Genomic DNA, 24066 nt, shown 5'->3' with positions numbered 1-24066 from the left:
GAGCAAGCATGTTAGCCGCCGCCGACCGTGCGTCCAAGACAGAATCAAGCGCAGGCTGCGCAGCCAAAAAAGGCACGGAATTCACCGCATGCAAGCAGGTGATTCCGTGCCGGGACTACAAAGGAAGCCGGGCGTATGCCTCGTTCCGATAAAAGCGCCTCAAGAGGAAATTTCCATCTCCGTCACTGCCGGAACGGCGGATGAGCCGGAATTCCGGCGGCGCGTCAACAGATAGACGCCGTACACAATTAGGAACAGCACCATCACTCCGGCGGCATAACGGTACATCACCGCATAGCTGCTGCCGGAGGCGACGAGACCGAGCAGCATGGAGCCGACAGCGACTCCGAAATCGATGGAGTTGTAGAACAGGCTGTTCGTCGTCCCGTGATGCTCCGGCGGAGTTTCGCGGAGCATCCAAGCCTGGGTCGTCGGCTGAAGAGCGCCGAAGCCGAGACCGTAGAGCAGGGCCGAGACGATCAGCACGGGCATCGTTGCCGCCACGGACAGAACGAGCAGGCTCGCGATCAGAATCAGGGCCCCGGGAATGAGAATCGCGGCGTGGCCCTTGCTGTCGAACAAGCGTCCGGAGATCGGGCGGACAACGAGAACGGTAATCGCGTTGAACAGGAAGAACAGCCCGATCTGCTCCAGATGCACTTCTTTGCCGTACAAGGCGATGAAGCTGAGCAGGCCGCCGTACGTCACCGACAGCAGCGCGTTGAGCAGGGCCGGCAGCAGCAGCTTCTTGTTGAAGCTCCCGCGCTTCGCGGCTCCGCCGGAGGAGCCTGCCGCCTGACCGCCTGCCGTTTTGCCGGTAGGCGAAGCCGCCGCTGCCGCCGGCCGGGGCGGAATGCTCCGCGATCCGAGCAGCAGAGGCACGATCAGGGCGGCCGCCGCCGTGCCCATGGCGGTCAGCGGGCCGAAGCCGTAGCTGCCGATCATCGCGAGGCCGATGGTCGGCCCGATGGACATCGCCAGGCTGCTCGACAGCCCGAAGTACCCGACTCCTTCGCCGATTCTGCGGCGGGGGATGATCTGGGATACCAGCGTCGGCATCACCGTGCTGGCCATCCCGAAGCCGATGCCGAAGCAGACGCGCAGCGCCAGCAGCGCGCTCATGGAGCCGGCAAACGAATAAGCCGCCGTCGATACGGCGGCGAATGCCACACCGCAGAACAGCAGCGTGTTACGGTGTACACGGCGCATCAAGGCGGCCGTTACGAACCGGGTGATAATCGCCGAAATGGCGAAGAGACTGGTTAAGAGGCTCAACGTGAAATCGCCCGAATGAAACCGGTCCTTCGCGTAGGTGGGGAAGGGCGACAGCAGCATTTGCAGGCAGAGAAACAGAAGAAAATAGCAAAACGTAAGCATAATAAACGATTTCGTCCAGAGCGGTTCACTTTTCCCCGCATCCGGATGGTGAAGCAGTTCCAGCTGTTCTGGATGTTTAGACATGATGCAGACACTCCTATTCGCTTTCTGATGTCAAAGTAAGGTTGTCGATAATCCCGTGCAAAAAAGTAATGAGCTGGTCGTACTGCTCCTGAGACAAGCCCGCGGCGGCATCCCGGATGGTCTGCCGCTCAATGGAAATCGTTTCCTCGATCAGGGTGCGGCCTTTGTCCGTCATATAAATATGAAAAGAACGCCGGTCGCCCTGACCGACCTGCTTCCTTATAAATTGCTTCGCCTCCAGCGAATCCAAAATACGTGTCGTCGTCGGCTTGTCTTTGCCCGCCCTGGCGGCGATATCCTTCTGGATGAGACCATCCCGCTCGTAGATCCGGTAAAGCACCGACCATTGTTCGGGTGTGATGTCGTACTCTTTCAGCCGCTGCGACAGGAAATTGGACATCTTCCGGTAAGCCACGCCCAGCAAAAAGCCCAAGGAATCGTTCAATCCGTTCTTATATAAGATGGGTTCCGTGGTCATCTGATCCCTCCGCGCTAAAATGATTGTCTTAACAACTATATGGTAAACAACTATTATTGTCAATGGAAATCAAGCCGCCGAAAACCGGCAAAAGCAGCCTAGTCTTGTTGCATCGTACCCGCCTTTGCTATAATCAGGAAAACATGCAGAGTTGAAAGGGAGAGTGTTTGGAAGTGACTGTTCTTTTAATGTTCGGTCTGGTTCTTGTCCTTATCCAAATCATCCTTGTCAGAAGGATTACGTTCCGTCCGATTCCGTGGTTTACCAGAATGGCCGCTTCGGCGAGACTGGAATCCCCTTACGCGTACGGAGGTTTTTTATTTATCGTGAACATGGTTATTTTCCTCGTCATGACGGCGCTTGTAGTGCTCACCATCATGATGAACGTCGCGTTTTCCCTGTTTTTGTTTGCGGGCGCCGGCGTGTTTATCAGCTTTATGATCTGGATCCAGATGAGCGTTTCGCGAGAGGGCACGAAAAAAGAGAAGCGGATCATCGGCGGGATCGGAAGCGCTTTTTACTGGGTGCTCACCGTCTATCTTCTGCTCCAAATCTTCCTGCTACCGCCTTCCTCTCCGGAACAAGATCCTTTCATGCAGTTTGTCGGGCTCCTGATGGGCGTCGTTATTTCCCTGACTGCTGCCGTATCCTGCTGGGTAACCGTTTACTTGGCGAAAGGCAAACCGGTAAACCCCATCACCCGGTAAACGACGAGCCGCTAAGACCCGAGTCGCCTGCGAATAAGGCCAGAATACCAATGATAAACACAATGAATCTGCTTAAATTAACGGAACCCTACTACGAACGTTCCAACAAAACCTACAAAAGGAACCTACAAAAGGAACCTATAAAAATATTCAAAAGCCGTCTGCTAACATGCAGGCGGTTGTTTTTTTGCTGCACCCCCACCGGGTCAATCGCGACGCAGCATCGGTATTAGGCCGACGAAACCGGCAGTTCACCAGGGACTCGGCGTTTACGCGGGATTCACACGGATTGAAAATGAAACGAGGCATCCGCATGCGTTTTCGGTCGGTTTTGTACCGGCTTTCGCTTCGCCTTAGCCAACCTTACATTTCTTCATACCGCGCACGCAGCACCCGACGCCGTGTGGCTTCGCATGACGTTCAACCGGAAGTCTCCTATCGGCATACAAATGTTGCCCCGGGGGAACTCTTTTTAAAAGAACTTCATGGCTCAACTACAAAGGAGAGACTTCCCTTGGAAAAAAAGGAAACGGCCGGAGAAAACGAAAAGAAGCTGAAATGGTGGCAGCTCTCTCTGCTGGGAGTGGCGTTTACGATCGGAACCGGCTATTTCCTCGGGTCCAGTCTGGCGATTACGATCGGCGGTCCCGCCGTGCTGATCTCGTTCGTGCTGGCCGCATTCGGAACCTACATGGTGTTCGACGTGCTGGCGAGAATGACCGCTGCGGACCCCGTCAAAGGCTCTTTCCGTTCTTACGCCAAAAAAGCTTACGGCCGCTGGGCCGGATTCAGCAGCGGGTGGGTGTACTGGAGCTCGGAGCTGCTCATCATGGGAAGTCAGCTGACGGCTTTGTCCCTGTTTTCCCGTTTCTGGTTTCCGGCCGTTCCCATGTGGATATTTGCGACGGGATACGGCGTGCTCGGGCTTGGGATTATTATGCTGGGCACAAAAGGATTCGAACGGATGGAAAATTTATTTGCCGTGATCAAAATTTCCGCCATCGTGATGTTTCTCGTCATTGCGGCGCTGGCCCTGTGCGGCATTATTCGCGGAAGCCGGGCGCCGGGCTTTCCGGCGGAAGCATCGACGCTGTTTCCCGCGGGGGCGACAGGCCTCTGGTCATCGCTTATTTTCGCTTTCTATGCATTCGGCGGCATCGAAATCATGGGGCTGATGGCCCTCAGGCTGCAGAGGCCGGAAGAAGCGCCGAAGGCGGGGAAAATCATGCTGCTGCTGCTCGCCGTGGTGTATGTCCTGTCGATCGGACTAGCGGTTACGCTCCTTCCCTGGAGCGTTTTCCATACGAAAGAAAGCCCGTTTGTGCTGGCGCTGAGCGATTACCGGCTGCCGTTTATCCCGCACGTTTTCAACGGGGTGCTTATTATCGCCGGGTTTTCCACGATGACGGCCTCGCTTTTCGCGGTGACCACCATGCTCGTAACGTTAGCGGAAGATAAGGATGCCCCTAAACTTTTCGCCCGCCGGTGGAAAAAAAATCTCCCGCTCCCGGCGCTCGGTCTAACGGCCAGCGGGATGGCGGCTTCGATCCTTCTGGCGCTGCTTATGCCCGAGGGCGTGTACGAATACATTACAACCGCCGCAGGACTGCTGCTCCTATATAACTGGCTGTTTATTCTGATCACGGCGGGAAAACTGCTTCGTCTGAAGGCGCTGGGACAAGCGAAACGGATCGCGGGCATCGCCCTTATTTTGCTTGCCGTCAGCGGGACGCTGGCGCACCAGGGCAGCCGCCCGGGCTTCTATGTCAGTCTGGGTTTTATCGGCGCTATCGGATTGGTTACCTGGGTGATGAACCGTAAATGGAACAAAGCCGGGGACAGCACAGGGCGGCAGGAACAAGCGGCTCCGGACGCCGAGGAGGAGTGGGTGTTTACACCTGCACTCTCTATCCGCGAGAAGGCGGACGTGTTTTTCCGGAAAAAGTCGAAGTGAGGAGACAGAAAACGGTAAAAAGAAGCGCCTCAGTGGCTGAGTCATGTTAAGAAGCTGGACAAGCCATCTGGGCGGAATGATGAAATAAAAGTTTATAAAATATAATTACATTGAAAAAATATTTCTACCCCTCTATAATGAAGCCAACTGGAACCCGTGCGGCCGGTTCCATATAGTTGTTCGGATGCACGGAGACGACACTTGGGAGGGGTATACATGATACTCGGCGTAAAGGAAGAGGAAGTAACCGCAATCGGGCTGATGTCCGGGACCTCGCTGGACGGGATCGATGCCGCGGTTGTGCGGATAAACGGAAGCGGGCCGGATACCCGGCTGGAGCTGCTGCATTTCCACAGCAGGCCCTACGACGACGCGCTGCGGGAAAAGCTGAAAGATCTTTGTTCCGTCGCCCGCTCGGACGTTGCGCTCGTCTGCGGAATGAACGTTTTCCTTGCCGAGCGGATGGCGGAAGCGGCGCTGGAGGCGGTGCGCGAAGCGGGCCTGACCATGGACCGCATCGGCTTCATCGCCTCTCACGGACAGACGGTCTGGCACATCCCCGAGGGGGATGCCGCCGATCCGTACCTCGTCCGCTCGACGCTCCAGCTCGGCGACCTGTCCGTCCTTGCCAAGCGGACGGGCGTTCCTGTCGTCGGCGACTTCCGTCCGGCCGACATGGCGGTCGGCGGACAGGGCGCGCCGCTGGTGCCTTATGGCGATCTCATCCTGTTCCGCCATGAAACGAAAGGCCGCCTGCTTCAGAATATAGGCGGCATCGGCAACTGCACGGTCCTGCCCCCTCAGGCGGGGCCGTCCGATGTGTTCGCTTTCGACACGGGGCCGGGCAACATGGTGATCGACCAGGTGGTCTATCAGCTGTCGGGCGGCCGGCATTCCTATGACGAAAGCGGCTCGTGGGCGGCGCAGGGACGTACGGATGAAGGGCTTGTCGCAGACGCCGTGACGCATCCGTACTTCCGGGTGAAGCCGCCCAAATCAACCGGCCGCGAAGTGTTCGGCAAAGCGTACGCGGCCGATTTTATCGCACGGGCGAAAGCCCTCGGACTGGCGGACGCGGACATCGTGGCGACGGCCACGGCGTTCACGGCCCGCACGATTGCCGAAGGCTGCCGGCGGTTCGTGTTTCCGCGCTGCCGCGTGGACGAGGTCATCGTTTCCGGCGGAGGCGCCCACAACCGGACGCTGCTGTCGATGCTCGCGGAATTACTGCCGGACCAGCATGTAACGACCTCGGGCGCGCTCGGTGTGAATGACGACGCCAAGGAAGCCGTCATATTCGCGCTGCTCGGCAATGATTTCCTGCACCGTATCCCCAACAATTTGCCCTCCGCAACGGGGGCGGCGCGTCCGACCGTGATGGGGAAGCTTGCGCTTCCGTAAAATCCCGCTACAGCTCTGCTGCGGCAAGCCAGGCGGTTCTCCCAAGCGGAGTTGCAGCAAAGCGAACCGGAGACGGTTATCAGCCGTAGACGATTGTTAAAAAGGCATATAAAGATAGGTGGAGGCACAGCCGAGTATGGCGGTGTCTCTTTGTGCTTCCGCTAGGGGGCTCTCCTTATCGGCGAATCATATCATTCATCTTTTAGAGCATGTTCTATACTAATTTGCTCCGGAGTACGCCACGAACTCACGCCAAACAGCAAAAAAGAGACCGCCGGTCGGACGGTTTCTTTTTTATGCTTTTTAAGTGGGGGGTGCGGGCTTTCGTGCTCAACGTTTTTCGATTTTGCTGTACATTTCCCCGCCCGTATCCTCTTTTTTGGCTATTTCTTTGAGAAAAAGCGTACCCTGATGACCGAAAATAAGCTCCATCACAAGGACGGCCGGCAGGACGAAAATCGCTTTAAGAAGCCAGACCAGAAATTTCATAAGCACACCTCTCCAGGGAATAATTTTCTTTTAACCCTTTACGAGGAAATTGTGAGTTAGTTTCACACATGAAAAGTGTCACGATTAAGGGTATATGGGCAATTTCGGAGGGGAATGTAATCTTGAAATGAATCAGTTACCGGAACGTTATCTTCTTCCCCATAATAGGGGGATAAAGTTTTTTTCGTACAAAATGAACTTTTATCACCTTTGGGATCTCTTATTTATGAAAAGGGGAGAGAACATGAAAGTAAGCGATCTTGTCAAACAAGCAAAAAAAGACAACAAAGAAGCTTTATTACAACTAATCATGGCCGATCGGGACGCTTATTATCGTCTTGCCTATGCCTACATGGGAAACGAGCATGATGCGATGGATGCCATGGAAGACATGATTGTCACGCTGTACGAAAATATTGAACAATTGCAAAAAAGCGAGGCATTTTACAGCTGGAGCAAAACCATTCTCGTCAATCGGTGCAAAACATTACTCCGCAAAAAGGGGCGATTTTCCCCGCTGGAAGACGAGCAAGAACATTCCCTTGTTGCATTCACTGACGATAATCCGTATCACCATACAGAGTCGGAGTTGGATATGCAGGTACTGCTATCCCATCTGAATGCTCCGCAGCGGGAAGCGATCGAACTTAGATATGTTCATGATCTTCCGTATCAGACGATTGCGGACATGACCGGTGTGCCTCTAGGAACAGTCAAATCAAGAATCTCGCAAGGACTACACAAACTAAAAGTCATGATTGGAGGGAATCGTTATGAAAACGATCGAGGAGAAATTACAGGAGTATAAAAGGGTCCAGGCTCCGTCAGAACTTGAAGGAAGGCTTCGGGATGCACTTCAGCGTGTTCCCGCCAAAAAAAGAAATACGAATAAAGCGGCGGCATGGGTTGCATCGGCTGTTGCCGCGCTCATTATGATGGTTGGTTTATATGAATACCCTGCCTTCGCTTATTACGGAAGTAAGCTGTTTAATGGAGCCAGTTTGAACTCTCTTAGTTTTTCTGAATTAACAGAGCAAGGATACGGGCAGCAGGTAAACAAAAGCACAACGTTTAAAGACGGCACGGTCTTTACCATTAATGGCGTTATCGCCGACGATAATGTATTTACCTTGTATTACACTATCGATCGACCCGAAGGAACCGAATATACGGACAAAGATTTCATCCGCTACCACTTCAGTAATTTGAAAGGGTTCTTGACTGATTCCAATTCGCAAGGAGGCGGCGGCAATCCTGGCAAAGACAAATCTCAGTTTGTCGGAGTACACCGGTTCGAGCCTGTTAGTCCATTCTCCAGAACATTAACCTTGACATTCAATGAGTGGCTGGATAATGGGGAACGAGTATCCTATCCCATCTCCTTCGACTTTGATGCGAATAAAGCGATGAAGAGTATAATCAAAGAGGACCTTTCTGAAACCATTCCTGTTGATCAGGGGAAGATTCACTATGACTCCATTACAGCTTCGCCATCTTCCACCATCGTGAAAGGGCATTATGAATTAGAGGGATCTCCGAGATTCTCAGACGAAACAAAGCTCTATGTGAATGGAACAGAAGTGAAAAGCCTGGGAATGAAGGCGACTAGTCCTGAATTTGAACTTAAATTCGATGTGCTTCCGACAGACAAGATTCAGTCCATTGAACTTGTGCTGGAAAATTTCACAGGAATACAGAAAATAGAAAAACCCATCTCCCTTGCCTCGCCATCAGAACGTTTAATCAACGTAGGTCATGAAAAGTTATGGATTCGGAGCGTGACAAAAACCGATACAGGCTATGATATCGTAATCGCCAGAAATCAATTTGTTTTCTTGGAAAAGGACAATATATCCATACAAGCTGGCGGCAGCGTCGTTCCCGTATCAGAGATTTCCTCCTCACGCCCCTGGGATCAGAAAAACGGTAACATTCTGTGGGAGCAGACGTATTCTTTTAACACCAAGGACATACCGGAATTCCTGCTGCTGGACGAATTACAATATATTAAAACCTATAATAAGAAAATTTCGATTCCTTAGGCTGCCTTTATTAAGATGATTCCTGTAATTGGACGGGGATCATCTTTTTTTCGGTTTCATTGAGGAGGGTCCGATGCTCTTGTGTATCCTCGGCTGTATGTTCATAGGAAGCGGGTTTGCAAGGGCTATTTTCACCCGCACGTACGGCATGAAGGCTTTCGGATGACCCTTAGCGTTCTTCTTCAATACATCTTTTTGGCTTATGTTCTGGCCTCTTTCACTGGCTCTAGTGTAAAAAAAGTACCCGCACGCTGTGCACCTTTTTTCAAAGTGTCCAGTGTATGGGTACCGGTATAGTCCAGTCCTTTTTATAAGATTGCTTACACCCATCCGAACGCTCTGGCCGCTTGGGCGGTGGCGAATGTAACCAGGAGGGCGATAGCCAGAGGGATAAGGGCGGAAAGGATCGTCCATTTCGTACTTTTGGTTTCTTTATAAATGTTGTAGAGGGTCGTGCCGCACGGGTAGTGAAGCAGCGAAAACAGCATCATATTAAGAGCCGTCAGCCAGGTCCAGCCATGCTGCAGGAAGAGATCTTTGATGTTGTCCAGTCCGTCCGCATCGACCATGGCGCCGGAAGACATGTAGCCCATGAGCAGGATCGGCAGAACGATTTCATTGGCCGGCAGGCCGAGTATAAATGCCATGACGATATAGCCGTCCAGCCCGATCAGATGGGCGAAAGGATCAAAGAAGGCCGCCGTATGGGCAAGGATGCTCGTTCCGCTGATCATGATGTTGCCCAGAATCCAGGTGATGATTCCGGCGGGAGCCGCCACGATTACCGCGCGTTTGAGCACGGCCCACGATTTGTCGCGGGAGGCGAGCAGGATCGTTTTCCACATCTGGGGTTTCCGGTACGGGGGAAGCTCCAGCGTGTAGTGAGTGGGCACGCCGCGCAGTGCCGTTTTGGACAGCGCCCACGACACGGACAAGGTAATCACGATGCCGAATAGCACCAGCCCCATGACGAACAGGGCGGTTCCCAAAGTCTGCCAGCCCCCCGAGGCGCCGGCCGCCATGAAAAGAGAGGACAACAGGATCAGCGTAGGCCAGCGGCCGTTGCACGGGACGAAGTTGTTCGTCAGGATGGCCAGCATTCTTTCGCGCGGGGATTCGATGATCCTCGTGGACAGGATGGCCGCCGCGTTGCAGCCGAAGCCCATCGACATCGTCAGGGCTTGTTTGCCGTGTCCGCCCGACTTCTTGAACAGGCGGTCCATGTTGAACGCGACCCGGGGGAGATAGCCGAAATTTTCAAGCAGCGCGAAAATCGGGAAGAAGATCGCCATGGGCGGAAGCATGACCGAGATTACCCAGGCGGTACCCCGGAAGAAGCCGAGAACGAGTATGCCGTGAAGCCATGCGGGCGCATGGACGGCTTGGAAACCTGCCGTCAGATAGCCTTCGACGACGCCGAAGAAATCGGCGATCCAGCCGGACGGAACGTTGGCCCCGGCTATCGTGATCCAGAAGATCGCACCGAGCACCGCAAACATGATGGGATAGCCCCACAGCTTGGAAGTCAATATCTTGTCTAGCTTGTGTGTGTTCGCAAGCTTCTTCCTGTCCTCATAGCGGACGGCCGCGTTGCAGATCTCGCAGCTTGTTTTATAGATGTCGCTTACAATTTCGTCCCGGATGGAGCTGCCGCTCGTAATCGTTTGCGCCATGGATAGCAGCGAATCGATCGGATCGGGCCGGTTAGTTGCATGCGGTGTGGCCATAGCTCAGCACCCCCTGTCCTTGTTCCGCCGCCGCGCCGTTTAGCCTCTGTTTCAGCGAGGCGATGAGGTTCTCGTCCCCGTCGAGCAGACGGAGCGCGACCCAGCGGGCCGGATAACGGACGCCGAGCGTCTCGCGGACGAAAGGCTCCAGTTCCCGGACCTGGCGCTCGATTTCTTGGCTGTACGGGATGGGCGGGGGATCGGGTTGAATGACGCCTTTCGCGACCTTTTCGACGAGATCGAGCATGGGGCCGATGCCCTTGTTGTTGCGGGCGGAAATAGCGGCCACGGGCACGCCGAGCCTCTCGCGGATCTGATCCAGATCAATTTGGATGCCGAGCTTCTCGGCTTCGTCCATCAGATTGATGCAGACAACGGCCCGGCTGGTCATTTCTAAGACCTGCAGAGCAAGATTCAAATTCCGCTCCAGCGAAGTCGCGTCGAGCACAACCAGCGTGACGTCCGGCTGCTCGAAAATGATGTAATCCCTGGCGGCTTCCTCATCCGCTGAATTCGAATACAGGGAATACGTGCCGGGCAGATCAATGAGCTTGTATAAAATTCCGTTCCGCTCAAATTCGCCTTCCGCGGTCAGGACGGTTTTACCGGCCCAGTTCCCCGTATGCTGCCGGAGTCCCGTCAGCCGGTTGAACAGCGTGCTTTTGCCGGTGTTCGGGTTGCCGGCCAGTGCTACGGTATAGGTTCTCACAGAATATCGCCTCCTTCCGGCTCCGCGTAAATGAGCGAACTTTCTTCTTTCCGGAGCGCGATGGTTGTATTGCTGACACGAAAAGCGGTCGGATCGCCGAGCGGGCTTCGCTGGATCACTTCCACGCGGTTACCCGGGACGAATCCGAGATCAAGCAGCCGTCTTCGCATTCCTCCCTGCACCTCGATCCGGCTTAACCGGACGACGCCTCCCACCTTGACCTGATCCAATGACAATTCCGATAAAGACATAGGGCTCACCTTCCTTTTTCCCTTTGGACAAACTGTTTGCCGAGTGCAAAATTTTATTTATGGAAATACACCTTCCGTTAACGTTGCTTTATGATGTTAGTATAGGCAAACAGTTTTTGACTGTCAACAAAAAGTTTCTCGAGGGAAAAATTTTTAGAGAAAGGAATAAAGCGGGGATGGCCGCCCGTAAACGAATGTCCTAATTAGTTAGCCACATTTTATGTAAAAGCAAATAGAGGGAACCTTGTTCGCCCTGAAAAACTTGAATTTATTTTGAATGAAACCAAAGGGCCGGAGCGGGGCCGTTCCGTTTTCTAGGGAGCTTGGAGAGGTATGGCTTCGTGCGGGGCGTTCGGATACTAACTGAACGTTAGTGCCTTTTTGCGGCGAAGTTGGTAAACTAACAGGTATGAAGCGGCCGATTGGAATAACATTCCGGAATTTAATGTAAGGAGGAGTAAGACATGCCTAACGATTACTTTATTTCGGACCATCATTTCGGGCATAAACTGATTATCGATTTCGAGTCCCGGCCTTTTGCGGATGCGGACGAAATGACGGACGTCATGATTCAAAAATGGAATGCCGTAGTCGGAAGCGAAGACAAGGTATTTCATCTGGGGGATTTTTCGTTTCTGAATCAGGAAAGGACACATGAAATCGTCGGAAAGCTGAACGGCTATAAATTTCTTGTTCTGGGCAACCACGACAGAGGCAGGTCCCGGTCCTGGTGGCTGGACGCCGGATTCGACGAAGTGAGCGAATACCCGGTTCTGTACAAAGACTTTTTCCTGCTGTCGCACGAACCGGTTTATATGAACAAACACATGCCGTACGTCAACGTGCACGGTCATATCCATGGACAGAAGTATGAGGGCAAGAACTATTTCAACGTGTGCGTGGAGCACTGGGACTATACTCCGCTGACCTTCGAACAGATCCGGGATGCGGTTGTCGTCAGCGAGGAGCAGGCATGATAGCCGTATACGCGGGAAGCTTCGATCCCATTACCCTCGGGCATACGTCGGTCATTGATAGAGCTACCAATCTGTTCGACGAGCTTCACATTCTGGTTGCCAACAACCGCGCCAAGAAGCATTATTTTACGATCGGGCAGAGGACGGAGCTGGTCAGGCTTTCCGTTCCGCCGGGCAAAAGGATCAAAATCGTCGCTTTCGAAGGCATCGTAGCGGACTATGTCAATGAAACGGGAGCCAAGGCGATTGTCCGCGGCATCCGCAACGCGACGGATTTCGAGTACGAACTGCAGCTGGAACAGTACATCCGGAATACGACGAAAGCCGATACCGTCTATTTATCGCCGTATACGCCGAACATGCAGACGAGCAGTTCTCTGGTCCGGATGTTTATTGCGACCGGAAAAGTCGAGCCGGCCAGCGCTTTTATGGTCGAGGCCGCTTTCGAGCAGATGAAAATGTATGAGAGCGAGAACAAGCAAAGAAGCGGCGGAAACGGGTAAGACCGGGCCCGGACCTTCCGCTCCTTTTCCGTTCTCCAAGAGGGTATACCTGCTTTCGCTGCGGCGGATGGGCGGTACGGGCCCGGACGGATCGTGCGGGCGCGATGATGGCTTTTCCGGCGAAATCCCGGCCAGGTCAACGGTTTATTTCTCTATGGCCGGTATCCGCCCGGGAATTCCCCGAAAACCTGCAGTCAAGTCCAACCGGACGGATTCTGCGGGCTTTTTTTGCCGTTCATTGGCATTTTATTTCTCCGGCAGAGGCTATCCCCTCCCCTCTATTTCTATTATTTTTCATTTTTAGCTATTAATCTTGTATTTTATAATAATTGCGCTTATGATGAAATTGTTTTAGAGGTCAACCATGTTTACACCGTTTCAACTTCTTTTCTTACCGGTTCAGCTTCAAGAATTTATAGCGAGTAGGGAAAAATATGGCCATAAATGATAACGTTTTAATTAAAATCCGCCAAATGAAAACGAGCCTGACTCCCGTCGAGAAAGCCGTAGGCGAGTATATCCTGGAGAACGTGGAGGAAATCCCGCATCTCTCGATCAAAAATCTGGCCCGGCTGACGAAGACCAGCGACGCCTCCGTGCTGCGGTTCTGCAAAACGATAGGGTATTCGGGCTACCGCAGCTTTATCGTCAGCATTTCGGCTTCCCTCGGCTCTATGCATGAAGAGGATACGAATCCGTACCGGGATATTCAGCCGGGAGACGACCTGTCCACGATTATTCTGAACATTTCCCGCACCAACAGCCAGTCCATTGAAGATACTTTGCAGGTGATCAACAAGAGCGAGATTGCACGGGCCGTAGATGTGCTTCGCTCGTGCAGGCGGATTGCCTTCTTCGGAATCGGAGCCTCCGGTCTGGTCGGAATCGATGCGGAGCAGAAATTTTCGCGGATCAACAAGATGTGCCATACCTACACGGACGGGCACAGTATGCTGACGGCGGCAACACTTCTGGAGAAAGGCGATGTGGCCATCTTCATCTCCAATTCGGGAGAAACCGTCGAGATTCTCGACGCGCTGGAAATCGCCAAAAAAAACGGGGCCTGTCTGATCGCCGTAACGAAGTATACGAAAAGCCGGCTGGCCGATCAGGCGAGCATCCTGCTCAGCATTTCCACGCCGGAAATTACGATCCGCAGTGGCGCGATGGGTTCCCGGATAGCCATGCTGACCGTCGTGGATATTCTTTTCGCGGGGGTAGCAAGCGCGGAATACAAACACGTGAAGAAATATTTAACCAAAACGCACAATATTGTGGCGGGGAAGCAGCGGCGCTGATTTCAACGGGGGAGGGAACGCATCGTGACCGATTCAATAGCGGAGAAAACGGCCGCCCGCCTGGCGCGGTTTTCGGCTGATGAAAGAGCAAGGTTTGCGTCCGTGGCGGAAGAAGTATTCGGTAAACCGGTGAGTCTTGCCCCGGAGAGCATCTCCGATTGGGAGACGAAGGACCTGCAAATCCTTTACGATGTCCTGGGCGGAATGCTTCTAACGAAAGAGCACACGCCGCGTCTCCATGAGAAAATGTTTGCCGATATGCAGGATCTGGAGCTGCCTTCGGAAACCGAGTTCGGATGGACGGATGAAAGCGATCGCTAATCTTCTTCCTGATTTGGGGCAGCGCCCACGCATAAACCGTCGGCGATTCGAATATGTCAAATCAAGGACCGAATAGGTCCTTTTTATTTTGCGCGAAAAGAAGAGGGAAATGCCGCACGGCAAGGAGAAAAAGAAAATAAAACAACAATAAAATGTTTCATCATAAAATATTATTTCAAAAACTGTTGACCAAACTGAAATTTCTCGTTAAGATGAAATCAAGAAGTTGAACTAAACAGATGGGGGGGAGAAAGCTGTGGATGAGTATCTGGCGAGACTAACGACCGAAGAGATCAACGAGAAGACACAAAAGATAGACGAATATACGACGGAACAGATGCTGCGTCTGATGAACGAACAGGATGCGACGGTTCCGGCTGCGGTTGCGGCTGAAATACCGCAAATTGTGAAAGCGGTTGATATTTTGCATGGAGTGCTTAAAAGCGGCGGCAGAATGTTCTATATCGGAGCGGGATCTTCGGGCAGGCTCGGTGTACTCGACGCATCTGAATGTCCTCCAACTTTCGGTATCGATCCTCTGCGGGTGCAGGGGCATATCGCCGGAGGAGATGGGGCACTAAGAATAGCTGTTGAAGGTTTTGAGGACAATAGAGACGAGGGAATCGCCCTTATCGAACGGTGCGGCGTAACGGACAAAGACGCGGTAATCGGAATCACGGCCAGCGGAAGCGCGCAATTTGTCATTGCCGGTTTGAACAAGGCAAGGGAAATCGGAGCGGCGACCATCGGTCTTGTGAACAACAAGCATTCCAAACTCGAATCCGTCTGCGACGTGTGCATTGCCCCGGTTGTCGGGCCGGAAGTCATTATGGGATCGACCCGGTTGAAAGCGGGTACGGCACAGAAGCTGGTCCTGAATATGCTTACGACCTGTACGATGGTGAAGCTCGGCAAAACCTACAACAATCTGATGGTGGACCTGAAAGCCAGCAACATCAAGCTGAAAGACCGCTCCGTACGCATCATAAAAGCGGCCACGGGCGTGGATGACAAGACGGCTGCTGCGGTTTTGGAAAGCGCTTCCATGAGTTGTAAGCTGGCGATCATGATGATCAAAAGCGGCTTGGACGCGGCTTCGGCGCAGCGGGTGCTGGATCAGTGCGAGGGCAGTTTAAAAGCAGCAATACGAACCACGACCAACGTGGTGTAAATTTTCATATCCTTGGGGGAGGCTTGTTATTCATGAAAAGAAAATTGCGTGCAGCAGCATCGGTATTGGCGTTAACCATGGCAATGTCCACACTGGCGGCTTGCGGAGATTCCAGTAAAAAAGAAGGCGGCGCGGCGGGCGATCCGAACGCCAAGGACACCATCACGGCTTTGCTTCCGCCGGTATCCGCGACCTACCAGAACAATTTTGCCCAGATGGCGAAAGATTTCAACGCACTGTACCCGAACCTGACGCTGAAAATCGAACCGGCAAGCTGGGAGGACATTACACAGAAGCTGGATACGCAGGTGAATGCGGGCAGCCCTCCTGATATCGCGTTCATGGGTTCCGACGGCATTTCCAAGTATATGCAGCAGGAAATGATGATGGACATCAAGGATGTAGCGACCAAAGAAATGGTCGAAGATTTCGATCAGGCTCCGCTTGAGTATATGAAGAAAGGCGACGGCCTTTACGGCTTCCCGGCCTATATGGAAGTTCACGCGATCGGCGGCAACCGCGAATACCTCGAGAAAGTGGGCATCGACTGGAAGAAAGTCCAGAAAGAAGGATGGACGTTCGACGAGTTCCGCGAAGCGATCAAGAAAGGCGTCGTTTCCGAAGGCGGCAAAACATCCCGTTACGGCTTCGTGTTTGCGACTGCGGGCGTAGCGTCCAAAGACTATCTCAACATTCTGATCAAAAATGCGGGCATGCCTTCGCCGTTCACCAAAGATCTGAAATACGCGTACACCGGCAAAAACTATCTCGAAGTGCTGAAAGATATCCGCACGATGATCGATGACGGCTCCATGCCGAAAGAGCTCAGCTCCATCGACGCCGGTAAACGCTGGAACATGTTCCTGACCGGTCAAACCATGATTACGGGCAAAGGCCTGGCGACGTTCGAGAACTCCGCCAAGAAAAACAACGAGAAGCTGAAAGCCAATGACGGCAGCGCCGTAAAAGGAAGCGTCCCGGTTGAATACACGGTCCTGCCCGTTCCGACCTTCGCCGGACAGAAAGCGCAGTCCAGCGTAGCGGTCGACGGTTACGTGACTTTCCGCGGCTCAAAAGAACCGACGGCCGAGCATAAAGCCAACGTCGTAAAAGCGGCCTACTTCCTTGCAAGCGGTAAAGTAGCGGCAACGACGAACAACGACCTGTTTGTCGCTCACATTACGAAGAGCGGCAAGAAAGAAGCCGAAAGCATGACCGTTAACCGCGATGCCGATAACAAAGCGGCGGTTGAAACGATGCTGAAGAATGCGGCTCCCGCCCGTCCGGATATCCCGGCCGACCTGGGCGCCAAAGCGATCAAGCTGGAAGAAGAAGTAATCATTCCTAAGCTGCAGGCGTTGATATCGGGAGAAATGACTCCGGAAGCGATGTACGAAGCGGTTAAAGCGGCAGCCGTGCAAACGTTCGGCGCGGACGGTGTCGTAAAAGAATAGAGAGCCTTGAATCGGATAGCCGTGTGCCTCAACATGCGGCTATCTGATATATAGAATGACTTAGAGGATGGAGAGGGGTGCGGGAGATGACTCAACCAGCTAAACCGGTTAAAAGACGGAAAATCAGAGGAGACGGCGCCTGGGGCTATGCCTTTATCGCGGTTGCGCTTCTCGTCTATGCGCTGTTTACGGCTTATCCGGTTATTAGTGCCTTTATCATTAGTTTTCAGAAATACAGACCGCTGGGGTCCACCTTTATCGGGTTCGACAATTACACAGCGACCTTTAAAGACCCGCTGTTCTGGAAATCCGTCGTAAATACGATCGTGTATACGGTTTTGACGGTGCCTGTCGCCTTGTTCCTTTCTTTTGCGGTTGCGATCCTGATTCTTCCGCTCAAGAAAAAGCTGCAGACGACATTCAAAGCGATTTACTATTTGCCTGCCGTAGCTTCCGGCGTTGCCTTGTCGGTCGTATGGCTGTGGATTTTCGACCCGATGCCGTCGGGTATTCTGAACAAACTGATCAGCTACATCGGAATCAGCAACCAGAACTGGCTTGGATCAAGCGCTACCGCAATGTTCTCATTGGTTCTCATGGCCTGGCTTTCCAGTCACGGCACAAGCATTATTATTTACTTGGCCGCGCTGCTGGGTATTGATGAGAGCTATTACGAGGCAGCCGAGCTTGACGGAGCGTCATTTATTAAAAAGCTCTGGTATATCGTTATTCCATGTTTGAAACCGACTACTTTGTTCCTGCTCGTAACGGGCGTTATCGGCTCGTTCCAAGTTTTCCAGAACGCGTATCTTATGACGGGCGGCGGTCCGGACAATGCGACGACGATGGTCGGTCTGCTCGTATTCAACAACGCGTTCAAATACTTCGACTTCGGCAAAGCGGCCGCACAGTCCCTGATTTTGGCCTTTATTATCGCGGGGATCTCACTGGTTCAGTTCAAATTCCTCGGCAAAGAAGTGGAATATTGAGGAAAGGGGGGGCGAGATATGGCGCTCTATAACAATCACGCAGGAAATCGTGCGGCCAGATACAGCCGGAATACAGTCATTATCGTAATCCTTACCCTGTTTGCGCTGGCTACGATTTTCCCGATTTACTTTATGCTTATTTCTTCCTTTGGAGATCCGATCGAGGCTGGCGCGGTGAGCTATTCCCTGCTTCCATCCAAATTTACACTGGATTCCTACAAGTTTTTCTTCGATTATAGCGAGCATTCCATCCGCTGGCTGCTCAACTCTCTGATCGTGGCCACGACCGTGATGGTGTCCAATGTGATTTTCGCCAGTATGGCCGGTTATGCTTTCTCGAAAATCAAATTCAAAGGCAGAGCGACGCTGTTTACCATCCTATTGATCGCGATGATGATTCCGTATCAGGTTACACAAGTTCCGCTTTATATCCTGATCGTAAACATCTTTCATATTCAAAATACGTATAGCGCGCTCATTCTGCCGGGCCTGGTGACGGTGTATAACATCTTCCTTGCCAAGCAGTTCATGAGCAGCATTCCGACCGAGATTATCGAAAGCGCCAAGATTGAAGGCTGCAATCAATTCCAGATTTACTTCCGGGTCATTCTTCCGTTGTCCAAAACGGTATTGGCTGTCATGGCTATCCTGACGTTCATGGACAGCTGGAACACGTTCTTCTGGCCGTTCCTCGTAACCAATACGATGGATATGCAGACCATTCAAGTCGGACTTAAAAACTTCCGGTTTGCGAACACGACTTATTTTGCTCCGATGATGGCGGGCGCCGCCATCTCCGCCCTGCCGATGTTCGTTCTCTTCTTCAGCCTGCAGAGATACTTCCTGGAAGGTGTCACTGTCGGTGCGGTGAAGGGATAACACGAGCGCGCCGATTCCGCTATCTCCGTTAATCGTAAGGGAAATAGCGGGCTGGCGGGATCACAGCGTATTAAACCAAGACGGGCTTTTGTTCCGAAAAGCGGCCCGCACGAGGCATCCGAACTTTCCTTCGATGCCGGTGCGGGTGCTTTGTCCGAGAATCTCGGCGGAGTACAGGGGCCCGTTTTTTATAGGCTGAGATCGGGACCTGCGGTATTTTCAGGCCGGATGGGCTTACAGGGGAGGACATGACAAGTAAATGAGGTATGAGGAGGGAGTATCAGCATGATCGAATCATGGAATCCATCTTATTCGGACGCGGTGATCCGGCTGTGGAACACGGAAGCCGTTAAGGACGGCTACAAAGAATTGACCGGCCGGAGCTTTAACGAGATTTTCCTGTCCAGCCCATACTTTGACAAAGACAATACGTTCGTTATGCGGGAAGAGGACGGAACCGTCACGGGTTTCGCTTGCGGCTGTACGGGCGACGACCTGCCTTTGGGCGCCGCCGCCGGCTACATCACCTGCATCGTGCTCTCTGAGGACTATCAGACAGATGCGAATTACCGCTTGCTGCTGGAAGCGCTTGAAGGGCGTTTCCGGCAGCTCGGCAAAAAGCAGGCCGACGTGCTTTTCTTCAATCCGATGATGCTGCCGTGGTACATCCCGGATACGCCGGGGCACGAACACAACAATGCTCCGGGCGTTCCGGCAGACAGCCGTTTGTACGGATTCCTGCTCGGCGAAGGGTATATCGAACGCGCCAGGGAATGCGCCATGTACCTGAATCTGTCGGCATTTTCCATTCCGGACGAAATCCGGGCCAAGGAAGAGCGGACCGCCGTCGACGGATATACGGTCGGACTTTTCGATCCCGCCCGGCATGAGGGCATAAAGGCCATGCTGCAGGGCTTCGACAACCCGCTGTGGCAGAAAGAAATTGCCGCCGGCACGGCAAGCGGCGTGCCCGTCGTTATCGCGGCCCATCGGGGACAAGCGGTCGGCTTCGCCGGCCCCGTTATCCGGCAGGAAAGCGGCCGCGGCTATTTTGCCGGCATCGGCGTTCATCCCGATCATGAAGGGCACGGGCTGGGCAGCCTGCTATTTTTCAGGCTGTGCGAAGCCTTTAAGGGCATAGGCACGGACTACATGTCCCTGTATACGGGCAGCGCCAACCCAGCCATCCGGATTTACGAGAAGGCGGGCTTCAAGACCGTGAAACAATTCGCTGTCATGCGAAAGGGGTTGTAGGCCGGTTTTCCGCTCCGTGCAGCTTTGGTCAGGTCCTCAGCCGACGCGGCTGTAAGGGACAGATCGTTTTAACCCTACGTAAAAGGCATCCTCTTGGGAGGGTGTCTTTTTCTATTTCATAACACGACGACAAGTAGTAACTTAAAAAAGGTAAAATTATAAAAACAATCTAATAATTTAATTAAATCCCTTTAATAATCATGAATTCCTTCTTATAATGACGATAGCAGGCTTTTGGTTATGAGGAGCCGCAAACGCTGCGATTAGAACAGTTAACCGAACCGGTCGGGACGCACTTCCTTTGAAATTCCTCGGACCGGCTCCTTGTACAAATAAACGCGAGGGAAGGAACGATGGGAATGGAAGCGGAACTGGAACGGTTGAAACGGCTCGTTTTTCAACTCTTATTAACGACGGAGAACCGGACGACGGATTTTCTCGAACTGATTACGGGAGAGACCATGATTCCTTCGGTTCTGAAGCAGGCAGCGGCCGTTCAGGCACCGTTATTGGCGGTGAAAGAAGAGCCGCGGGACGCGGTACTTAGAGAATCGCTTCTTCGTACGGAAAAAAGCGGCCTTGTCGTTTCCCAGAATATCGCGGTGATGTATCCCGATTTTATCCCGCTGCCGATCCATTTAAAGCTTGCGCAAAAAAAGGAAGGCATCGGCAAAATCATGCGGGATTTAAACATCCGCAACACCCGGACCATTCTGGACTTCGGATGGAGAAAGCCGGAGCATACGACCGATCTGCACGGAAAACCTTATTCCGTTACTTTTGCGGACAACCTCGCCGTTCCGTATAAACAATACACAATCACCTTTGAAGAATTCAACACGCCGGGTTTGCATCTGCTGGAATACTTCAATCCGCGGATGCTGGAAGGTAAGGAGATTCCTGCGGGGCAGGGGATATATAACGCGGGTGTGAACTAAGCGGAGCAGTGGGGACGGCAGCAGAAGGACACCGGATTCATACGGGTGTTTTTTTGTATTTGCTCTCTTCTTGAAGAAACACGAATAAGGGATCTGTTTTAGCCTGGCATCTCGGGCTTTAATAATGCGATAAATAAATAGTAAAAGTTATACATATATCTGATAAATCCCAGCTCCATGCTTATCTTTGCAGCTTTCGATATGTTATAATCACTACAAACAAACTTGTTTTCAGGGTAGGGAGTGATTGGGTGATCAAAGAACGGCAAGAGCTCGAACAAATTTTGGAACAATCTATCGAGAAAATAAAATACAAAAGAAAAAACGTTGAAATAATAAATAAAAAATTATCAGAACACAATGTTGAAACCGGTTTTTTTAATAAAATAGCCGCTAATCCATTACTGCTGACCCAATTAAGCCCCCTTCTGCTGTGTCTCCTTACGATGGCTCTTTATCAATTGGAAGGAACAGCAAACCTGAATGTAGAGCGTTATTTCACTCCGCAAGAGATTAAAGAAACAAAAAAATATAATAAAACGGAAGAAAGTTCAGTTCAGCTTCCGGTTGAATTAACGAATGTAATTCAGATCGATCATGAAAATTTTGTTGCGGCAATTCAAATCGTAAAGATTGTGGAATGGTACCACCACAGAATCATTACTTATCATTTTGAAACGCAGAGAAGCGCCAAGTATAAAAAAAAGAAAGAGGATGTAATCGTCATTCCCGATATCAATCTCAAGAGTGTGAAAGATATTGCCAAGCATATGCTGGAAGGGACGTATATCCCTGATATGATTACGCTTAACGTATATTCGGAAGCGGATGCCCCGGTGGTTTTCGATCCGAAGACCAGAATTTTGACGATTACGGAAGGAGCGGATGTTTCCGTTTTGGACGGGTTCCACCGTCTGCAGGGAGCGGCCAGAGCTTTGGCGGTTAATCCCGAACTCCAGCAGGATATTATTTTAAGCATCCGGGTCTTTAATGCGGAGACCGCCAGGAAATATTTCGGGCATATTAATACGATCAATCCCGTCAGAAAAGAGCGGCTGGAGGAATTGAAGCAGGAGAATGCTGCTTATGTTATCGTCAAACAGCTTCAAGTAAGTTCCGGCCTCAATGGAAAAATTTCTTCGGGATCCAAAATAAGCGAATTGGCCGGACATTTTACGACTACAAATATCCTAGCCAAGGCAATTGATCTGACATTTGCTCCGAAAAGTTTATATGAAGCCCAAAAAATCGGCACCTTTTTGACTGACTTTTTTAACTGCCTAATCGATATTTACCGGGAGGATTTTCATAAGAAAGACAGCATTCTGCGTCATCCCGGAATGTTTGTCGGTTATGTGGCGCTGGCACGGCAATTAGAGCAGAAGCAAGTCCCGTTATTCGAACTGACGTCGGCGATAGACGATATTAAAAACAGAGAAGCGGAATGGAGAAGATTCCTTGCTTCCGGCCGAACTAACTCATCATCCGTAAACCTGCTCATTAAAGATCATGCCGAAAAATTAGCACACGAATTGTATTCCAATTCAGAGGGGTAAACCACATGTCCAATAAGATATATGAAGGCGGATATTACAACGAAGTCCAAAAAAACAGATATCTTGCGTCTTTACCCGAAACTTCAGCCAAACAAGCCGAGCGGGTACTCTCCAGGGCGAAAGCGCTGGAGGAAAAATATCAGACGGATTTAGCGAACTTTAACCTGGACCAGATCGAAAGCCTCTTGTATTACTTAAACCCCTCTACACTCAATTCCAGCCGGGCTAATTTTTATTTGATTCAAAACTATATCCGATGGGGGATCGCACAGGGTTTCCGGGAAACAAATCTGAATCCGTTGGACGTATTGGCTGAAAATACATTTTACAAAAAATTTATAGACGCTTCCAAAAAGATGCTGTACACGAAAGATGAAATCGATAAAATGGTAGACTGTTGCTTAAATGCGCAGGATGCTTTTCCTGTCGTGGGTTTATTTGAAGGGCTGTATGGGACAGGCTATGACGAGCTTCTTAACTTGAAAAGAGAGCATCTGCTCCCTAATAACATGCTTGAACTTTATAATCACGGAACAGCAAGAATAATCCGGGTATCGGACAGGTGCATAGACATTATCAAAAAAGCGCTGGAAGAGAAAACGTACGTAAAGAAAAACGGCGCGGCTAAAGTTACCATGAAATCGCCGGTTTCCGCGGACCTCGAACAGAGCGATTATGTGCTGAGGAACGTGATTACGAGGAGTCAGACGGACGGTAAAGCAGACCGTTTTCTGATTCAGAGAAGAATTGCAGCCGTGAAAAGCTATCATGAAGACTGGGTTAAAGTTCTAACGCCCTATATTATAAGAAATTCGGGTATGCTGTACATGGCCAAAACGCTTTTTGACCGGAATAAAGAGTTAAACAAACAGCATTATGAAGAAATATGCGAACAGTTCGGCATCTCCAAAGTAATGAACAACGGTTACGAAGTTTATAACTATCACCGGCTCAAAGAAGACTTCTTGAACCCGGAAACGATAGAACGAATATATAGCGAATAAAAAATTCATTTTTCAAAACCCGCTGAAGCGGGTTTTTTAATTGCAGGATATTGGAAATATCACTTTTTAAGAACATCCGTTCGTGTTATAATGACGTTATATAGGAACTTGTGTTCGTATTTTTAGTTGAGGAACAATCTCAATGAAAAGAAATAAATACAATAGAGATCATTTATTGTTTTAACCGACTACAATTGGCTGACTCAAAGGGGAGCATACCATGTTTACATACGCCATCGGACTTATTTACTCGGATCGTACTTGCGATATTTATTACGGCCCCAAAGAGAGAGTGGTGGGCAAGCTGATGGTTGCGGAGGACAGGCCATACGGAAAACTGTATAAGACCGAAGGATCAATGAATCGGCAGCTGGATTATTATAAAAAAGAGAAACCACAAGCCAAATTTTATGCTCTGTAAACTCCTAAGATTGTTTAAGAACGGAAATATCATTTGTTATGGAATCAGTTGAAAAGGATAATATATATTTTTATATAAAAAT

General features: G+C 51.3%; 24 protein-coding genes. 18 read left to right on the top strand and 6 right to left on the bottom strand.

Features of this window, described 5'->3' with window-relative positions; translation table 11 throughout:
- Positions 1-159: 159 nt before the first annotated feature.
- The gene (locus ACI48J_RS16640; RefSeq protein ID WP_405079344.1) at positions 160-1461 is read right to left on the bottom strand and encodes an MFS transporter; all 1302 of its coding nucleotides are present in this window, start codon (positions 1459-1461) and stop codon (positions 160-162) included.
- 13 nt (positions 1462-1474) lie between these two features.
- A complete protein-coding gene (locus ACI48J_RS16635; protein ID WP_326055734.1) occupies positions 1475-1939 on the bottom strand; it encodes a MarR family transcriptional regulator in 465 nt (154 codons plus the stop codon).
- Between the two features lie 173 nt (positions 1940-2112).
- Here ACI48J_RS16635 and ACI48J_RS16630 point away from each other — a divergent pair, with 173 nt between their 5' ends.
- From ACI48J_RS16630 to ACI48J_RS16620, 3 genes are all read left to right on the top strand, one after another.
- Positions 2113-2646, top strand: a complete 534-nt coding sequence (locus ACI48J_RS16630) for a hypothetical protein (protein ID WP_405079343.1) — start codon at positions 2113-2115, stop codon at positions 2644-2646.
- 514 nt (positions 2647-3160) lie between these two features.
- A complete protein-coding gene (locus ACI48J_RS16625; protein WP_405079341.1) occupies positions 3161-4600 on the top strand; it encodes an amino acid permease in 1440 nt (479 codons plus the stop codon).
- Between the two features lie 216 nt (positions 4601-4816).
- Positions 4817-6001 (top strand): anhydro-N-acetylmuramic acid kinase, encoded by a 1185-nt coding sequence (locus tag ACI48J_RS16620; protein WP_405079340.1) that lies wholly within the window; start codon positions 4817-4819, stop codon positions 5999-6001.
- A 330-nt stretch (positions 6002-6331) separates the two neighbouring features.
- Here ACI48J_RS16620 and ACI48J_RS16615 read toward each other — a convergent pair whose 3' ends face one another.
- Positions 6332-6490, bottom strand: a complete 159-nt coding sequence (locus ACI48J_RS16615) for a hypothetical protein (protein ID WP_405079339.1) — start codon at positions 6488-6490, stop codon at positions 6332-6334.
- A 244-nt stretch (positions 6491-6734) separates the two neighbouring features.
- Between ACI48J_RS16615 and ACI48J_RS16610 the strand changes: the two genes are divergently transcribed.
- Complete coding sequence (locus ACI48J_RS16610) at positions 6735-7298, top strand: RNA polymerase sigma factor (protein WP_405079337.1); 564 nt, start codon at positions 6735-6737, stop codon at positions 7296-7298.
- On the top strand, positions 7264-8532 hold the full coding sequence (locus ACI48J_RS16605; RefSeq protein ID WP_405079335.1) for a DUF4179 domain-containing protein: 1269 nt from the start codon (positions 7264-7266) through the stop codon (positions 8530-8532). The genes ACI48J_RS16610 and ACI48J_RS16605 overlap by 35 nt, the downstream gene beginning before the upstream one ends.
- 320 nt (positions 8533-8852) lie before the next feature.
- Here ACI48J_RS16605 and ACI48J_RS16600 read toward each other — a convergent pair whose 3' ends face one another.
- From ACI48J_RS16600 to ACI48J_RS16590, 3 genes are read right to left on the bottom strand one after another with little or no spacing between them, the layout of a single operon-like run.
- The gene (locus ACI48J_RS16600) at positions 8853-10259 is read right to left on the bottom strand and encodes a nucleoside recognition domain-containing protein (protein WP_405079334.1); all 1407 of its coding nucleotides are present in this window, start codon (positions 10257-10259) and stop codon (positions 8853-8855) included.
- Positions 10237-10968 (bottom strand): FeoB small GTPase domain-containing protein, encoded by a 732-nt coding sequence (locus ACI48J_RS16595; protein ID WP_405079332.1) that lies wholly within the window; start codon positions 10966-10968, stop codon positions 10237-10239. Before ACI48J_RS16595 ends, ACI48J_RS16600 begins: the two co-directional genes overlap by 23 nt.
- A complete protein-coding gene (locus tag ACI48J_RS16590; protein WP_405079331.1) occupies positions 10965-11219 on the bottom strand; it encodes a ferrous iron transport protein A in 255 nt (84 codons plus the stop codon). Before ACI48J_RS16590 ends, ACI48J_RS16595 begins: the two co-directional genes overlap by 4 nt.
- Before the next feature lie 464 nt (positions 11220-11683).
- Between ACI48J_RS16590 and ACI48J_RS16585 the strand changes: the two genes are divergently transcribed.
- The 13 genes from ACI48J_RS16585 (at position 11684) to ACI48J_RS16525 (ending at position 23984) form a co-directional block, all read left to right on the top strand.
- On the top strand, positions 11684-12196 hold the full coding sequence (locus ACI48J_RS16585; RefSeq protein WP_405079330.1) for a phosphoesterase: 513 nt from the start codon (positions 11684-11686) through the stop codon (positions 12194-12196).
- Positions 12193-12699 carry a pantetheine-phosphate adenylyltransferase gene (gene coaD, locus ACI48J_RS16580; protein WP_405079329.1) on the top strand — a complete coding sequence of 169 codons (507 nt, stop codon included), beginning with the start codon at positions 12193-12195 and terminating at the stop codon, positions 12697-12699. The genes ACI48J_RS16585 and coaD overlap by 4 nt, the downstream gene beginning before the upstream one ends.
- Before the next feature lie 434 nt (positions 12700-13133).
- Positions 13134-13997, top strand: a complete 864-nt coding sequence (locus tag ACI48J_RS16575) for a MurR/RpiR family transcriptional regulator (RefSeq protein WP_326055723.1) — start codon at positions 13134-13136, stop codon at positions 13995-13997.
- A 24-nt stretch (positions 13998-14021) separates the two neighbouring features.
- The gene (locus tag ACI48J_RS16570; protein WP_405079327.1) at positions 14022-14318 is read left to right on the top strand and encodes a hypothetical protein; all 297 of its coding nucleotides are present in this window, start codon (positions 14022-14024) and stop codon (positions 14316-14318) included.
- A gap of 256 nt (positions 14319-14574) precedes the next feature.
- Positions 14575-15489 (top strand): N-acetylmuramic acid 6-phosphate etherase, encoded by a 915-nt coding sequence (gene murQ, locus ACI48J_RS16565; RefSeq protein WP_326055721.1) that lies wholly within the window; start codon positions 14575-14577, stop codon positions 15487-15489.
- Between the two features lie 32 nt (positions 15490-15521).
- Positions 15522-16943 (top strand): ABC transporter substrate-binding protein, encoded by a 1422-nt coding sequence (locus ACI48J_RS16560; protein WP_405079326.1) that lies wholly within the window; start codon positions 15522-15524, stop codon positions 16941-16943.
- A gap of 86 nt (positions 16944-17029) precedes the next feature.
- Positions 17030-17932 (top strand): carbohydrate ABC transporter permease, encoded by a 903-nt coding sequence (locus ACI48J_RS16555; protein WP_016424014.1) that lies wholly within the window; start codon positions 17030-17032, stop codon positions 17930-17932.
- 18 nt (positions 17933-17950) lie between these two features.
- The gene (locus ACI48J_RS16550) at positions 17951-18811 is read left to right on the top strand and encodes a carbohydrate ABC transporter permease (RefSeq protein ID WP_405079325.1); all 861 of its coding nucleotides are present in this window, start codon (positions 17951-17953) and stop codon (positions 18809-18811) included.
- A 285-nt stretch (positions 18812-19096) separates the two neighbouring features.
- A complete protein-coding gene (locus tag ACI48J_RS16545) occupies positions 19097-20065 on the top strand; it encodes a GNAT family N-acetyltransferase (protein ID WP_405079324.1) in 969 nt (322 codons plus the stop codon).
- Positions 20066-20418: 353 nt separating this feature from the next.
- On the top strand, positions 20419-21003 hold the full coding sequence (locus ACI48J_RS16540; protein WP_405079323.1) for a hypothetical protein: 585 nt from the start codon (positions 20419-20421) through the stop codon (positions 21001-21003).
- A 251-nt stretch (positions 21004-21254) separates the two neighbouring features.
- Positions 21255-22559, top strand: a complete 1305-nt coding sequence (locus ACI48J_RS16535; protein WP_405079322.1) for a DNA sulfur modification protein DndB — start codon at positions 21255-21257, stop codon at positions 22557-22559.
- Positions 22560-22564: 5 nt separating this feature from the next.
- Positions 22565-23563 carry a hypothetical protein gene (locus tag ACI48J_RS16530; RefSeq protein WP_405079321.1) on the top strand — a complete coding sequence of 333 codons (999 nt, stop codon included), beginning with the start codon at positions 22565-22567 and terminating at the stop codon, positions 23561-23563.
- A 220-nt stretch (positions 23564-23783) separates the two neighbouring features.
- Positions 23784-23984: a hypothetical protein gene (locus tag ACI48J_RS16525; RefSeq protein ID WP_405079320.1), complete on the top strand. Its 201-nt coding sequence runs from the start codon at positions 23784-23786 to the stop codon at positions 23982-23984.
- Positions 23985-24066: the final 82 nt, after the last annotated feature.

This window comes from Paenibacillus chitinolyticus (genome assembly GCF_045038035.1).
Classification (GTDB): Bacteria; Bacillota; Bacilli; order Paenibacillales; family NBRC-103111; genus Paenibacillus_F; species Paenibacillus_F chitinolyticus_A.
Note: the sequence above shows the minus strand (reverse complement) of the source record. Positions and strands in the feature narration are given on the sequence as shown.

What these genes read in the sequence shown, in the direction of transcription:
- ACI48J_RS16640 (WP_405079344.1), bottom strand. Translation starts at nt 1,461, where the DNA reads ATGTCTAAACATCCAGAACAGCTGGAACTGCTTCACCATCCGGATGCG.
- ACI48J_RS16635 (WP_326055734.1), bottom strand. Translation starts at nt 1,939, where the DNA reads ATGACCACGGAACCCATCTTATATAAGAACGGATTGAACGATTCCTTG.
- ACI48J_RS16620 (WP_405079340.1), top strand. Translation starts at nt 4,817, where the DNA reads ATGATACTCGGCGTAAAGGAAGAGGAAGTAACCGCAATCGGGCTGATG.
- ACI48J_RS16615 (WP_405079339.1), bottom strand. Translation starts at nt 6,490, where the DNA reads ATGAAATTTCTGGTCTGGCTTCTTAAAGCGATTTTCGTCCTGCCGGCC.
- ACI48J_RS16610 (WP_405079337.1), top strand. Translation starts at nt 6,735, where the DNA reads ATGAAAGTAAGCGATCTTGTCAAACAAGCAAAAAAAGACAACAAAGAA.
- ACI48J_RS16605 (WP_405079335.1), top strand. Translation starts at nt 7,264, where the DNA reads ATGAAAACGATCGAGGAGAAATTACAGGAGTATAAAAGGGTCCAGGCT.
- ACI48J_RS16600 (WP_405079334.1), bottom strand. Translation starts at nt 10,259, where the DNA reads ATGGCCACACCGCATGCAACTAACCGGCCCGATCCGATCGATTCGCTG.
- ACI48J_RS16590 (WP_405079331.1), bottom strand. Translation starts at nt 11,219, where the DNA reads ATGTCTTTATCGGAATTGTCATTGGATCAGGTCAAGGTGGGAGGCGTC.
- ACI48J_RS16585 (WP_405079330.1), top strand. Translation starts at nt 11,684, where the DNA reads ATGCCTAACGATTACTTTATTTCGGACCATCATTTCGGGCATAAACTG.
- coaD (WP_405079329.1), top strand. Translation starts at nt 12,193, where the DNA reads ATGATAGCCGTATACGCGGGAAGCTTCGATCCCATTACCCTCGGGCAT.
- ACI48J_RS16575 (WP_326055723.1), top strand. Translation starts at nt 13,134, where the DNA reads ATGGCCATAAATGATAACGTTTTAATTAAAATCCGCCAAATGAAAACG.
- ACI48J_RS16560 (WP_405079326.1), top strand. Translation starts at nt 15,522, where the DNA reads ATGAAAAGAAAATTGCGTGCAGCAGCATCGGTATTGGCGTTAACCATG.
- ACI48J_RS16555 (WP_016424014.1), top strand. Translation starts at nt 17,030, where the DNA reads ATGACTCAACCAGCTAAACCGGTTAAAAGACGGAAAATCAGAGGAGAC.
- ACI48J_RS16550 (WP_405079325.1), top strand. Translation starts at nt 17,951, where the DNA reads ATGGCGCTCTATAACAATCACGCAGGAAATCGTGCGGCCAGATACAGC.
- ACI48J_RS16545 (WP_405079324.1), top strand. Translation starts at nt 19,097, where the DNA reads ATGATCGAATCATGGAATCCATCTTATTCGGACGCGGTGATCCGGCTG.
- ACI48J_RS16540 (WP_405079323.1), top strand. Translation starts at nt 20,419, where the DNA reads ATGGGAATGGAAGCGGAACTGGAACGGTTGAAACGGCTCGTTTTTCAA.
- ACI48J_RS16530 (WP_405079321.1), top strand. Translation starts at nt 22,565, where the DNA reads ATGTCCAATAAGATATATGAAGGCGGATATTACAACGAAGTCCAAAAA.
- ACI48J_RS16525 (WP_405079320.1), top strand. Translation starts at nt 23,784, where the DNA reads ATGTTTACATACGCCATCGGACTTATTTACTCGGATCGTACTTGCGAT.